Annotated in this window: 13 protein-coding genes; 5 read left to right on the forward strand and 8 right to left on the reverse strand. The window is 60.7% G+C overall.

What is annotated here, in order from left to right:
* Nucleotides 1–27: 27 nt before the first annotated feature.
* The 4 genes from bioD to bioB all read right to left on the reverse strand — a co-directional run bounded on the left by bioD (nt 28) and on the right by bioB (nt 4266).
* Nucleotides 28–732, reverse strand: a complete 705-nt coding sequence (gene bioD, locus AQ621_RS09990) for a dethiobiotin synthase (RefSeq protein ID WP_058341332.1) — start codon at nt 730–732, stop codon at nt 28–30.
* 193 nt (nt 733–925) lie between these two features.
* Complete coding sequence (bioC, locus tag AQ621_RS09995; protein ID WP_058341333.1) at nt 926–1750, reverse strand: malonyl-ACP O-methyltransferase BioC; 825 nt, start codon at nt 1748–1750, stop codon at nt 926–928.
* The gene (gene bioF / locus AQ621_RS10000) at nt 1747–2934 is read right to left on the reverse strand and encodes an 8-amino-7-oxononanoate synthase (RefSeq protein ID WP_058341334.1); all 1188 of its coding nucleotides are present in this window, start codon (nt 2932–2934) and stop codon (nt 1747–1749) included. The genes bioC and bioF overlap by 4 nt, the downstream gene beginning before the upstream one ends.
* A gap of 264 nt (nt 2935–3198) precedes the next feature.
* Complete coding sequence (bioB, locus tag AQ621_RS10005; protein ID WP_058341335.1) at nt 3199–4266, reverse strand: biotin synthase BioB; 1068 nt, start codon at nt 4264–4266, stop codon at nt 3199–3201.
* 51 nt (nt 4267–4317) lie between these two features.
* Here bioB and AQ621_RS10010 point away from each other — a divergent pair, with 51 nt between their 5' ends.
* Entirely contained in the window at nt 4318–5046 is a 729-nt protein-coding gene (locus AQ621_RS10010) for a ComF family protein (RefSeq protein ID WP_058341336.1), read from the forward strand.
* Here AQ621_RS10010 and AQ621_RS10015 read toward each other — a convergent pair.
* Complete coding sequence (locus AQ621_RS10015; RefSeq protein ID WP_058341441.1) at nt 5043–6158, reverse strand: NAD(P)/FAD-dependent oxidoreductase; 1116 nt, start codon at nt 6156–6158, stop codon at nt 5043–5045. The two genes, AQ621_RS10010 and AQ621_RS10015, sit on opposite strands and share 4 nt — an antisense overlap.
* A 118-nt stretch (nt 6159–6276) precedes the next feature.
* Here AQ621_RS10015 and AQ621_RS10020 point away from each other — a divergent pair, with 118 nt between their 5' ends.
* From AQ621_RS10020 to cmoB, 4 genes are read left to right on the forward strand one after another with little or no spacing between them, the layout of a single operon-like run.
* Complete coding sequence (locus AQ621_RS10020) at nt 6277–7296, forward strand: serine/threonine protein kinase (RefSeq protein ID WP_058341442.1); 1020 nt, start codon at nt 6277–6279, stop codon at nt 7294–7296.
* Between the two features lie 20 nt (nt 7297–7316).
* The gene (locus tag AQ621_RS10025; protein ID WP_058341337.1) at nt 7317–7685 is read left to right on the forward strand and encodes a PA3694 family proteiin; all 369 of its coding nucleotides are present in this window, start codon (nt 7317–7319) and stop codon (nt 7683–7685) included.
* On the forward strand, nt 7678–8436 hold the full coding sequence (gene cmoA / locus AQ621_RS10030) for a carboxy-S-adenosyl-L-methionine synthase CmoA (protein ID WP_058341338.1): 759 nt from the start codon (nt 7678–7680) through the stop codon (nt 8434–8436). The genes AQ621_RS10025 and cmoA overlap by 8 nt, the downstream gene beginning before the upstream one ends.
* A 21-nt stretch (nt 8437–8457) precedes the next feature.
* Nucleotides 8458–9450, forward strand: coding sequence for a tRNA 5-methoxyuridine(34)/uridine 5-oxyacetic acid(34) synthase CmoB (cmoB, locus tag AQ621_RS10035; RefSeq protein WP_058341339.1), 993 nt, complete (start codon nt 8458–8460; stop codon nt 9448–9450).
* An 84-nt stretch (nt 9451–9534) separates the two neighbouring features.
* Here the strand turns inward: cmoB and AQ621_RS10040 are convergent, their stop codons facing one another.
* The 3 genes from AQ621_RS10040 to hflC all read right to left on the reverse strand — a co-directional run bounded on the left by AQ621_RS10040 (nt 9535) and on the right by hflC (nt 13141).
* Nucleotides 9535–10830 carry an adenylosuccinate synthase gene (locus tag AQ621_RS10040; protein WP_022990698.1) on the reverse strand — a complete coding sequence of 432 codons (1296 nt, stop codon included), beginning with the start codon at nt 10828–10830 and terminating at the stop codon, nt 9535–9537.
* Nucleotides 10831–10911: 81 nt separating this feature from the next.
* Entirely contained in the window at nt 10912–12093 is a 1182-nt protein-coding gene (locus AQ621_RS10045) for an ATP phosphoribosyltransferase regulatory subunit (RefSeq protein WP_022990697.1), read from the reverse strand.
* Nucleotides 12094–12265: 172 nt separating this feature from the next.
* Nucleotides 12266–13141: a protease modulator HflC gene (gene hflC / locus AQ621_RS10050; RefSeq protein ID WP_058341340.1), complete on the reverse strand. Its 876-nt coding sequence runs from the start codon at nt 13139–13141 to the stop codon at nt 12266–12268.
* Between the last annotated feature and the right edge of the window lies 1 nt (nt 13142).

Genomic DNA, 13142 nt, shown 5'->3' on the forward strand with positions numbered 1-13142 from the left:
TTTGTGTGGCCCAGCCTGCAGAAGCTGTCAGCCGTCAAATAACGGCGAGATATTCAGAAACTCCGCCAGCCGGGCGGGCAGACGCTCGGTTGGTGTGTCATCAAGACCCGGCAGAATGCCCAGACAAGGCGCGGGAATGTGGTTAACCAGGTAACTTAGGGTTTCCTGTTCACAGCTCATGGTTTCCGGTTCCGGGTGGTTGGCTACCCAGCCGGCTACCGTCAGGCCGTCATTCTGAATGGCCTCCACCGTGAGCATGGCGTGGTTGATGCAACCGAGTTTGAGAGGGACCACCAGGATCACCGGCAGTTTCAGCTCGCGGGGCACTGCTGCGTAGGTTTCGCGGTCGTTCAGGGGGACCCGCCAGCCGCCGGCGCCTTCCACCAGCATGAGGTCGGCCGGGCGGATCTGCATTCCGCGGCAAAAGCCGACCAGCCGCTGGGCACTGAGTTGTTTGCCGGCTTGCTGGGCGGCTACGTGGGGGGCGATGGCGGGTTCCATGGCGATGGGGTTGATGGCGTCGTAGGCCAGTTGTTCGGTTATGGCCGCCTGCAGCATCAATGCGTCTTCATTACGCAGCCCGTCGGGGGTCTGGTCGCAGCCCGACGCAATGGGCTTCATGGCGAGGGTGCGTTTGCCCTGGGCCTTGGCGGCCTCAAGGATGGCCGCAGCTACGATGGTTTTGCCTACGCCGGTGTCGGTGCCTGTTACGAAATAGGTTTTCTTTGCCATTTTCTGGAGTTCCTACTGTATCGGTTTCGGGTGCAAGGTGAGGGTGTGGTGTGTCTTTCCGGGACACGCTCAAGACTTCCCTGTGCGCTTAGGTCGGGCCATCCCTGGCCCTCTATAGTCCCGGAAAGACACACCACACCCTCACCGCAAACTTTCGAGGTTGCCGTCCTCATCCGGTCATTGAAAGTCGTAGTCAGATCGGCTTTGACCAGTACAACCAGCCTGCATGGTAGCTGGCGATGATCTCACCGTTTTCCAATGTCGGATAAGCGGCACACATCGCCTTGAACCTTCCCGGAGCGGTAACGGTTCTGCGTCGCTCTTCGCCTTTGAACACGGCACCCAGGTGTTTGAGCTCACGATTCAGGGCCATGGGGGAATCATAGGGCAAGGTGAGGGTTGCCGTCTCGAGGGTGGAACCGGGGAGTTGCCGGCTGGTTAATTGCTGCCAGTCGGTATGGTGGGTAAAACGGTTTACGTGGGGTTGGCCGGGGTCGGCCTCGGCCCAGGCTTGTTTGAGCTCTTCCAGGGTGCCGTGCAGTAGGGTGGAGATGGCGAGGGTGCCGCCGGGTTTGAGGATCCTTTGGCATTCGGCCAGGATGGTTTCCGGGCGAGTGCTCCACTGGATCATCAGGTTGCTGAAGACCAGATCGACGCTGTTGTCCGCCAGCGGGATCTGTTCGGCGTCTGCGTTAAGCCAGGTGATGGTTTCGGGGCTGAAGGATCGGGCCTGTTGCAGCATGCCGGGGGCGAGGTCTGCGCCGGTGACGGCGGCATTCGGGTATTGGTTTGCCAGTTTGCGGGTGAACCAGCCGGTGCCGCAGCCGAGATCCAGGATACTTGTTGGTTCGAAGTTTTCGGGAATGCGGGCGAGCATGGCGTCGCCCATGGCTTTTTGCAGGCGGGAGGCGCCGTCGTAGGTTCCGCTGGCGCTGCCGAAGCCCCGGGCGATGCAGGCTTTGCTGCCGGTTCCGCCTGCGGCAGGGGCTATTGCCGTCAGATCGCTATAGGCACTCATACCGCCACCGGCTCCTGAACGGCCTGCTCTGGTAACAGCGAGCGACACTGCGCCAAGGCTTGCAACAACCGATCAACCTGCGCTTCCGAATGCGCAGCGCTCAGGGTTACCCGCAACCGGGCCTCGCCTTCCGGCACCGTGGGCGGGCGGATGGCAGTGACCAGTATGCCCTGTTCCTCCAGTGCCCGGCTTAGTGCCAGTGCGGCATGATTATCACCCACCATGATGGGCTGGATGGGCGTGTACGAGGGCATCAACTGATAACCCAACTCCTGCGCACCGGCACGGAACCGGGCAATCAGGGCCTGCAAGTGGGAGCGGCGAGCATCATCCTGCTCGATCAGGTCAATACTGGCGCAAGTGGCTTTCGCCAGCGCCGGCGGCATGGCGGTGGTGTAGATGTAAGTGCGCGCCTTCTGCACCAGGTAATCCATCAACACCTCCGGCCCGGCCACAAACGCCCCGCTGGTGCCCACGGCCTTGCCCAACGTACCAATCAAAACCGGCGCATCCGCCTCCGACAACCCCGTCTCAAGCACACTCCCCCGCCCCTGCGGGCCAAGCACGCCAATACCGTGGGCATCGTCCACCACCAGCAAGGCGTCATGGGCCTTACATACCCGGGCAAGCTCCTTCAACGGCGCCACGTCCCCGTCCATACTAAACACACCGTCGGTTACCACCAGTTTATGGCCCGACGTCTCCGCCAGCATCGCCTCCAGCGCAGACACATCTCCATGGGCATACCTGCGCACCTTCGCCCGGCTCAGAACGCAGCCATCGATGATCGAAGCATGGTTCAACCGATCCGAAAAAATCGTATCCCCCCGCCCCGCCAGCGCTGAAATCACGCCCATGTTGGCCATATAACCGGTGGAGAAAAACAACGCTGAACTACGCTGCGTGAACTCCGCCAGCCGCTGTTCCAGCTGATGATGGGCGTCGTGATGGCCGCAAACCAGGTGAGAAGCGGCGCCGCCCAGACCGGTTTCAGGCAAAGCTTCACTCAAGACTGAAATATTTCCAGCATGATTTGCCAGCCCCAAATAATCGTTACTACAGAACGACAGCAGCGGTTTTCCATCGGCTATCAGCTCAGGTTTCTGGGGCCCAGACACTAACCGGCGAGTACGGTACAGCCCGGCCTGTTTTCGCTGTTCAATCTCGGCGCCAAAGTCACGCATAGTGTCGCTTACTCTCAAATGCTGTACTTAAGGTTCCGCAGCAAACCGGGTAGGGCTTTCCGGGACACGCTCACTTGGGGCGTAGCCTTCGGGGTCACAATCACCCAGGTTTACTGGCCGCGGGGCGGGGTCCCCTTTCCGGGACCATAGAGGGCCATGGATGGCCCGACCTGAGCGCACAGGGACGTCTTGAGCGAGTCCCGGAAAGGGGACCCCGCCCTGCGGCCCTGCACCGTAAGCCCCGGTGAAAGGCCAAGACCAAAGTCAGACTGAGGCAGCCGACTCCCGACTCGCGTCATAGAACAGATGCCGCGTAGCCTCATACTCGACGGCATCAGACAGCGCCTCCACCTCCTGCTCCTCGGTAGCACACTGCTCCCGCTGCTCCGGCCGGATCCCCAACTTGCGGAACAGCTGCATATCCGCATCCGCCTCCGGATTCGATGTGGTCAGCAACTTCTCGCCGTAGAAAATCGAATTAGCACCCGCCATAAAACACAGCGCCTGCATCTGCTCATTCATCTGCTCCCGACCCGCAGACAAGCGCACATGGGATGCGGGCATCAGAATCCGCGCCACCGCGATAATCCGCACAAACTCGAAGGGGTCCAGATCCTCTACGTTCTCCAGCGGCGTGCCCTTTACCTTCACCAGCATGTTCACCGGCACACTCTCCGGATGCTGGGGCAGATTCGCCAGTTGCACCAGCAGCCCTACCCGGTCGTCCTCGTCTTCGCCCATACCCATAATGCCGCCGCAGCACACTTTCATGCCGGCCTTACGCACGTTATCCAGGGTATCCAGCCGATCCTGGTAGGTTCGGGTGGTGATGATGTGGTTGTAGTACTTCTCGGAGGTGTCCAGGTTGTGGTTGTAGTAATCCAGCCCGGCGTCAGCCAGCTCCCGGGCCTCTTCCTCTTTCAGCATGCCCAGGGTCATGCAGGTTTCCATGCCCAGGGATTTGACCTGTTTCACCATATCCAGAACATAGGGCATGTCCTTTTTGGACGGGCTACGCCAGGCAGCGCCCATGCAGAACCGGGAGGCGCCCTTCTCTTTGGCTGCGCGGGCTTCAGCCACCACCTTTTCGATTTCCAGCAGCTTTTCCTTTTCCAGCCCGGTGTTGTAGTGACCGCTCTGGGGGCAGTACTTGCAGTCCTCCGGGCAGGCGCCGGTTTTGATCGACAACAGGGTGCTGACCTGCACTTCGTTGGGGTCGAAATGCTCCCGGTGAACCGTCTGGGCGCGGAACAGCAAATCGTTGAACGGCAAGTTGAAAAGATCCCGGGCTTCCTGAAGCGTCCAGTCGTGACGGAGGGCAGTAGCGGTCATGGCAAAGTCCTGTTAACCTTCGCAAGGTTTTTGGTTTACGGATAAACCGCGATGATAAACGGACTGAAATCGCTGTCAACCTTGATCAGCCAAAAGGTTAACAGCACAAAACGAGGTGGCCGCTGCGTCACCTGTCTTTCGCCCCATGCCAGCTTCGGGTTGTGTCAGGGCTGTCGGGACGACCTTCCAGCCATCCGCTGGGCCTGCCACACCTGTGCGTTGCCGCTGCCCTTTGCCAGCCCCGGGCTCCAGTGCGGGGAATGCCAGGTGGCAAAACCACCCTTTTCCCGCGCACTGATTCCCTGGCGCTACCAGTTCCCGGTAGACGGCATGATCGGCCGCTACAAGTACAACGGCCACCGAAAGTTTGTGCGGCCACTTCTGGCCGGCTTCAGCGAGTTTGTCGAACAACAACTGGCTGCCGATCAACGGCCCGATGCCCTTATTCCCGCCCCCATGCACTGGTCACGCAGGTGGCAGAGAGGCTTCAACCAGGCCCTGGATATCGCCGAATTCGTCGGTTCACAGCTGGATATTCCGGTCGCTGGCGATGTGGTTCGGCGTCGACGGCGGGTAACGGCCCAGCGGAAACTGAACCGGGCCGAACGGCTGGTCAACCTGGCGGGGGTGTTCGAGGTGTGCGGGCCGGTGCCGGCGCGGGTCGCCATAGTGGATGACGTGGTGACCACCGGGGCAACGGCGAAGCTGCTGGCTGATGCGCTCCGCGACGCCGGTGCCCGGGACATTCAGGTCTGGGCCCTGGCGCGAACTCCCGGTTAGGTAGCCGCAAGCATCGATTTCACATACCCGGCGATGGCCAGGCTGGACGTGAGCCCCGGGGACTCTATGCCGAACAGGTTAACCAGTCCGGCCAGGCCATGTTGCTGCGGGCCATCAATGCGGAAATCGAAGAAGCCGCCCTCAGGGCCGGTAAGCTTGGGGCGAATGCCGGCGTAGGCGGGTTGCAGGCGACCGGCGTCGATGCCCGGCCACCAGGCCCGGATACCTTCCACAAACCGATGCACCCGTTCCGGGTTGACTGTGTAATCTTCGGAATCAATCCACTCTACGTCCGGGCCAAAGCGCGCCTGGCCCGCCAGGTCTAGGGTCAGGTGCACGCCCAGGCCACCCGGTTCTGGCAACGGATAAATCAGGCTGTCGAAAGGATGCTTGCCGTTGTAGCTGAAGTAAACGCCCCGGGCCAGCCATTGTCGGGGGCGGGCAGTATCCGGCAAGCCCTGCCAGCTACCGGCCAGGGCCGGAGCGCCGAGGCCTGCGGCATTGACCACTTCCCGGGCCTGCAGGGTTACGCCTGCAGCTCCACCAACGGTCAGGGTATGGAGCGGGCCGTCCGAGCAAACGGCCGTCACCGGGCTGTTGAGCACCAGCTGGCCACCAGCGTCTTCCAGCTCGCCCAGCAAGGACAACATCAGGCCATGGCTGTCGACAATGCCGGTTTCCGGTGACCAAAGACCGGCTTCGGCATTAATAACCGGAATTTTCCGGGTGATATCCTGGCGGCCTGCCAGCTGCAACGAAACGCCATTCAGGGCCGCCTGCTCACGAATACCGGCCAGCTTTTCGCTCTGGGCCGCGTCTGTGGCGATGATCCACTTACCACACTTGCGGTGGCCTACCTTATGACGCTGGCAGTAGTCATACAGCAGTTGGCGGCCACGCACGCAGAAGCGGGCCTTCAGGGAATCCTGCGGATAATAGAGGCCGGCGTGGATAACCTCGCTGTTTCGGGAAGAAATGCCTTCACCAAAGCGGGGGCCCGCTTCCAGAACAATGACTTCCCGCCCGCTAGCGGCAAGCTCGCGGGCAACGGCCAGCCCCACCACACCGGCGCCGATCACCACCGTTTGCACCTTGTAACTGTCTTCGCTCACACCCATTCCTGCTTTCCGGCACGGACTGCAGAAATTACCGCAGTTAGCGGGCCGTTGCATTACCTGAGCCCCCATAACAGGTATACTTTGCGCCAAATCCTGCTTCCAGTTGGGCCTTATGAACACCGAGTCTTCAGACATAGCCGTGTCTACCCACCCTTACGACAGTCTCACACCCGAAGTGATCCTGGACGCCATGGAAGACGCCGGTTTTGAAGTCAGTGGCCGGCTGTTCGCCCTGAACAGCTATGAAAACCGGGTGTACCAGGTAGGGCTGGAAGAGGGCCCGCCGGTGATCACCAAGTTTTACCGGCCGGGGCGCTGGTCAGACGCAGCCATTATGGAAGAACACGAGTTTTCCCTGGAGCTGCAGGCCGCAGACATTCCGGTCATCGCCCCCATGATCATGGAGAACGGCGAATCCCTTGGCCGGCATGCCGACTTCCGGTTCGCGGTATTCCCCCAGCGGGGCGGGCAGGCGCCGGATACCAGCATTACCGACACCCTGTATCGTCTCGGCCAGTGGCTGGGCCAGATCCACAACCTGGGCGCCACCAAAAGCTTTCAGCACCGCCCCGGCTTTGATCTGGTGCAAGGCATTCAGGATCATAATGCCCTGCTGATTGAGGGTGGCTGGGTACCGGACGATCTCCGGCCAGCGTGGGACAGCCTGATTCCGGACCTGGTCAGGGGCTGCCAGCAGCGGATCGAAGAGGCCGGTGTTGTCGACACCCTGCGCATTCACGGAGACTGCCACGCCGGCAACATCCTGTGTCGTGACGAAACCATGCTGTTTGTCGACCTGGATGACTGCCGCACCGGCCCCGCGGTACAGGATATGTGGCTGCTGCTGAACGGCGAGGCCACTGAAAGGGGCAGCCAGCTAGGCGAGCTGCTGGAAGGCTATGAAATGTTCCGGGACTTCAACCGCCGGGAGCGGCACCTGATCGAACCCTTGCGCTGTTATCGGCAGATCGCCCACTGCGCCTGGCTGGCCCGGCGCTGGGAAGACCCTGCCTTCCCCCGGTTCTTCCCCTGGTTTGCCCAGCCCCGTTTCTGGTCCGACCAGGTCCTGGCATTGCGTGAGCAACTGTCGGCCCTGCAGGAGCCAGCCATTTCCCTGCCCGGGCAATACTGAATTTCGTAAAGAGGTAAGCAATGAGCGACAACGAAAACCGTTATTCCGTGCGCAGCCTGATTGTCACCGCCCTGGTGGCTGTAGTGGGCACCGTGCTGGCGCTGGAAGCCAGCGGCCGCATCGACCACTCGGACAACAAGGACCATGTGCCGGTGGGCGACTTCCAGGCCATCCACGTCAAGCCGGGCGAGGAATTCCGGATGTCCCGCAAGTCCTCCGAGTTGCATGCGGTGTGTGATAACGGTTACCTGGCCATTGCTGCCGATGTGGACCCGTCTTTCCGGGGCATCCTGGTGGACTACAAGAATCGCGGTATCCGCTGCCAGCGGCCTTCACCCACCGACAAGGACCTGGCCTCCGAACCCGCCGGAGAAGCCGGCAATGAGTGACCGCAAGCCGACACAACCGGAGCAGCTGACCGACCGACTGTTTGCCACGCAACGCAATCCGGAAGACTTCCGCTTTGATGCCTCGGTTGCCCGCGTATTCCCGGACATGATCCGCCGATCGGTGCCCGGCTACACCACCATTATTCCGATGATCGAGGTGATCACCGAGCAGTACGTGCAACCAGGCTCCCACTGCTATGACCTGGGCTGTTCCCTGGGCGCATCCACCCTGGCCATGCGCCACGGCATTCCCTACGGTGACTGCACTCTGGTGGGTGTAGACAACTCCAGCGCGATGATCGAGCGCTGCGAACATTACATTGCCCTGGATGACCACGAACTGCCGGTCACCCTCCGGTGCGAAGACATTCTGGCGACGGAACTGAGCCAGGCCTCGGTAACCACCCTCAACTTTACCTTGCAGTTTGTGCCGCCCGAACAGCGGCTGGATCTGTTGACCCGCATTGCCGATGCCACCCTGCCGGGCGGCGTGCTGATCCTGTCGGAAAAAATCCGCTTTGAGTCGGATGCCGAGCAGGATACCCAGACCCGCCTGCACCATGAATTCAAACGGGCTAACGGATACTCCGACCTGGAAATCAGCCAGAAGCGGTCCGCCATTGAAAACGTGCTGATCCCGGAAACCCTGTCAGCCCACCGCGAACGACTCATGAACGCCGGCTTTGACCAGGTACTGGTGTGGTACCAGTGCTTCAACTTTGTCTCCATGCTGGCCATCAAGAACCCCTGATTCCGAGACCGACCAAGACCCATGGCAGCTTTCGACTGGCGTAACCATTTCACTCCGTTCCTGGACTACCTCAATGGCGAGCACCAACAGGCCTGGGCCAGCGTGCTCACCGGCCAGCTGGTCAGCCGTTTTGAAGACAATCCCCACGGCGACATGGCCCGCTGGCAGGCCGCCCTTGACGCACTGCCATCGGTGACTGATGCCACCGTCGACCTCAACACCTCTGCGGTGTCGGTGTCAGGCCCAGAGCCTCTTTCTCCGGAGCAGGCGGAACGCCTTGAGCAGGGCCTGCGTGGCCTGATGCCCTGGCGCAAAGGCCCGTTCGAGTTTTTCGGCACCCACATTGATACCGAATGGCGCTCAGACTGGAAATGGGACCGTGTGGCACCGCACCTGGGGGACCTGTACGGGCGCACCATCCTGGATGTGGGCTGCGGCTCCGGCTATCACTGCTGGCGTATGGCCGGGGCCGGGGCAAAACGGGTGGTGGGTATCGATCCGGGCCTGCTGTTCATGTTCCAGTTCCTGGCGGTGAAGGGGTATCTGGACAACGTACCGGTCGACCTGCTTCCAGTGCGTATGGAAGACCTGCCGGAGAACCTGGAGCTGTTCGATACCACCTTCTCTATGGGCGTGCTGTACCACCGCCGCTCTCCGCTGGATCACCTGCTGGAACTGAAAGGCACCCTGCGCCGGGGCGGCGAACTGGTACTGGAAACACTGGTGGTGGACGGCCCGGAGGGATACAGCCTGATGCCGGAAGACCGCTACGGGCAGATGCGCAATGTCTGGTTCCTGCCCAGCTGCCCCACCCTTCTGCGCTGGCTCGAACGCACCGGTTTCCGCAATGCCCGGGTGGTGGATGTCAGCGACACCACCACCGATGAGCAGCGCAGTACCGACTGGATGCGCTTCAATTCCCTGAAAGATTTCCTGAACCCGGACGATCCCTCGAAAACCATCGAAGGCTACCCGGGGCCAAAGCGGGCAACCATCATCGCTGAAAAGCCCTGAAGTCTGTCTCCCTGAAACGAAAAGAAAAGAAACGAAAAAACCGCCTGAAGCTCTCGCTGCAGGCGGTTTTTTTTCTCCTGGCCGTTACTCCCCGAAAGGATGGCGCAGGGTAATGGTCTCGATACGGTCAGGACCGGTAGAGATGATGTCGATCGGCGCTTCAATCTGCTCTTCCAGGAAGCGGATGTACGCCTTGGCGTTCTCCGGCAACTGGTCGACGCTGGTCAGGCCTACGGTGCTGTCGCTCCAGCCCGGCAGCTCTTCATACACCGGCTCGATGTCGGCATAGCTGTCGCAGCCAATCGGCGGACGGGTAATCTCGCCGTTCGGCGTTTTGTAACCCACGCATACCTTTACCGTTTCCAGGCCGTCCAGAACATCCAGCTTGGTCAGGCAGATGCCGGACACACTGTTAATCTGGATCGCGTGGCGCAGGGCCACGGCGTCAAACCAGCCACAGCGGCGGGAGCGACCCGTGGTGGTGCCCACTTCGTTACCCTTCACGGCCAGGTGCTCGCCCATGGCATCAAACAGCTCGGTGGGGAACGGACCGGAGCCCACGCGGGTTGTGTAGGCCTTGGTAATACCGAGTACGTAGTCCAGGTAAAGCGGACCAAAACCGGAACCGGTGGCGGTGCCGCCCGCGGTGGTGTTGGACGACGTTACGTATGGGTAGGTACCCAGGTCGATATCCAGCAGCGAACCCTGTGCACCTTCGAACAGGATATGCTCGCCACGCTTGCGGTAGTCGTGCAGGATGTCGGTTACGTCGGCAGACATGGGCAGGATTTCCTCCGCCATCTGCATCAGTTCTTCCAGGGCCGCATCGATATCTTCCGCTTCTTCCTTGAAGTACTCGGTCAGCACGAAGTTGTGGTAAGACATGATCTCGCGCAGCTTGGCTTCAAAGTCGGCCTTGTTGCACAGATCGCCGACACGTACGCCGCGACGGGATACCTTGTCTTCGTAGGCAGGGCCGATACCACGACCGGTGGTGCCGATCTTGTCGTTACCCTTGGCGCGCTCGCGGGCCTGGTCGATACGAACATGGGTACGCAGGATAATCGGGCAGGCCAGGCTGATCTTCAGGCGCTGACGAACCTGCACACCGTTAGCTTCCAGTTCACGGACTTCCTTGAGCAGGGCTTCCGGCGACAGAACCACGCCGTTACCGATCAGGCACTGGACGTCCTTACGCAGAATACCGGACGGAATCAGGTGCAACGCGGTCTTCTTGCCATCGATTACCAGGGTATGACCGGCGTTATGGCCACCCTGGAACCGTACAACGGCAGACACCTTGTCTGTCAGAAGGTCGACAATCTTGCCCTTGCCTTCATCACCCCACTGGGTGCCCAGCACAACTACATTTTTACCCATGATTCTCTCTCACATCAGGCAGCCCGGAGGCAGGCGCCTTGCAAATTTACGCGAAAATATCAGCAAGCAACGGGCGATGTCTCAGCCCAGAGCTTCCAGAATCCACTGGCCGTCACGCTTGACCAGTTGCCGGTCGCAGCCCTTTGAGGCCGGATCGGTGTGTGCATCTTCAGGCAGTGCCCGAATGACGGTGTCGGTTGCCCGAAGCGCGGCGACCGCCTGCTCCAGGGCAGGATCGGCGTCTGCCGGTGCCCAGACAGAGCCCGGACGCTGCACAGAGCGCTGCCCCAGTGCCACCAGGGCCCGGATATCCAGGCTGAAACCGGTTGCCGGCCGGGCGCGGCCGAAATCGCTGCCGATAGCGTCGTAGCGACCACCCTTGGCAACCGAGTCGCCATGGCCGGGCACATAGGCGGCAAATACCAGGCCGGTGTGATAGTTGTAGCCGCGAAGCTCGCAGAAATCGAAGCCAAGGCTCACTTCCGGATAGTCCCTCTGCAGCATGTCTGCCACCCGGGACAACTGGTCCAGGGCAGCATCCAGCGCATCGGAAGCGCCACCCAGAATACTGCGGGCTTCATCCAGCGCTTCCACGCCACCGTTTACCCGAGCCAGCTTGCGCAGGCGCGCACCGGCTGAGCCTTCGGCGCAATCGCCCAACAGTTCATCCAGTTCAGGCACCGACTTGCGCGCCATGGCATCAAACACCGAGGCTTCGGTGTCTTTGTCAAAGCCGGCCGCAGAGATCAGGCTTTCGTAGATGGAAACATGGGCAAGGTCCAGGTGCACCCGGGGCAGGCCAGCCACCCGGAGGGCCTCCAGCATCAGGCTGATCACTTCCAGGTCTGCAGATTCAGAGGCACTGCCAAACAGTTCGCAACCGGCCTGGATCGGCGTACGGCCGGTCAGCATGTGGCGCGGGCGGGTATGCAGAACATGGCCGGCGTAGCACAGGCGGGTAATACCGTCCTGACCCAGCGTGTGGGCATCAATGCGGGCGGCCTGGGGCGTCATATCGGCGCGCACACCCATCATCCGGCCAGTCAGCTGGTCGGTGAGCTTGAAGGTTTGCAGTTCCAGGTCGTGTCCGGTACCTGTAAACAGGGACTCGAGATATTCGATCAGCGGGGGAATTACCAGTTGGTAGCCCCAACGCTGGCAGGTGTCCATTACTTCCCGGCGCAGGGATTCGATCTGTCCGGCCAGCGGTGGAAGAATATCTTCGACACCATCTGGCAGTAACCAGCGATCAGATACAGTCATGAGATTCGGTTGTCCGTTTTTCCCTTTCCGGCCACGTGCCGGGGGAATGACTCAGGGTTCAGGATGAGCGGGCCAAAAATACCCGCACAAAACCGCCAGAATTCTACACCCTTGGCAGACACAAAAAAACCGGAATACCTGAGTATTCCGGTTTTCAGTGCCTGCGGGCCGATCAGTTGGCGCCGGCAGGGTCCTTCAGGAACTTCATGAAGTTGCTGTCGGAATCGATGACCATGATGTCATCCTTGCCGGCGAAGGTGTTCTGGTACGCCTGCAAGCTACGGTAAAAGCTGTAGAATTCCTCGTCAGCACCGTAAGAGTCCGCGTAAATCCGGGCAGCTTCACCGTCACCCTCACCGCGGGTTTCCTCAGCTTCGGCAAAGGCCGTTGCCAGGATAACGGTTTGCTGACGGTCCGCATCGGCACGGATACCTTCAGCCAGCTCCTGGCCCCGGGAACGGAATTCCTGGGCCAGCTTCTGGCGCTCGGTCGCCATCCGGCGATACACGTTCTCGCTGACGGAGCCCGGCAGTTCGATGGCCTTGACCCGGATATCCAGGATTTCGATACCGAACTCCTCGATGGCAGTTTCGTTGGCGCGGTCCCGCAGGGTGTGCATAAGCTCATCACGCTGGCCGGATACCACCTCGTGCATGGTACGGATACCGAACTCGTCACGCAGGCCATTGTCCACGCGGGACAGGATCAGAGTCTGGGCACGGAACTCATCGCCACCGGTAGCCCGATAGTACTGATCCACATCACGAATTTTCCAAGCCACGTAGGAGTCCACGTCCAGGGGCTTCTTCTCGATGGTCAGGTACTGACGGGAGGGAAGGTCCATGGTCAGCACCCGGATATCGAACTCACGGATCTGGTCGATCACCGGCACCTTGAAATGGATGCCTGCCTGGATATTGGTTTCCACCAACTCACCGAAACGCAGTTTCACGCCCCGATGGGTTTCGGGAATGATGTACACGCTGGACAGCACGAGCAGGACAACAATAAGGGCGCCTGCAAGACCCACTACACCTTTAGGTCCCATG

The organism is Marinobacter sp. P4B1 (genome assembly GCF_001447135.1).
GTDB lineage: Bacteria > Pseudomonadota > Gammaproteobacteria > Pseudomonadales > Oleiphilaceae > Marinobacter > Marinobacter vinifirmus.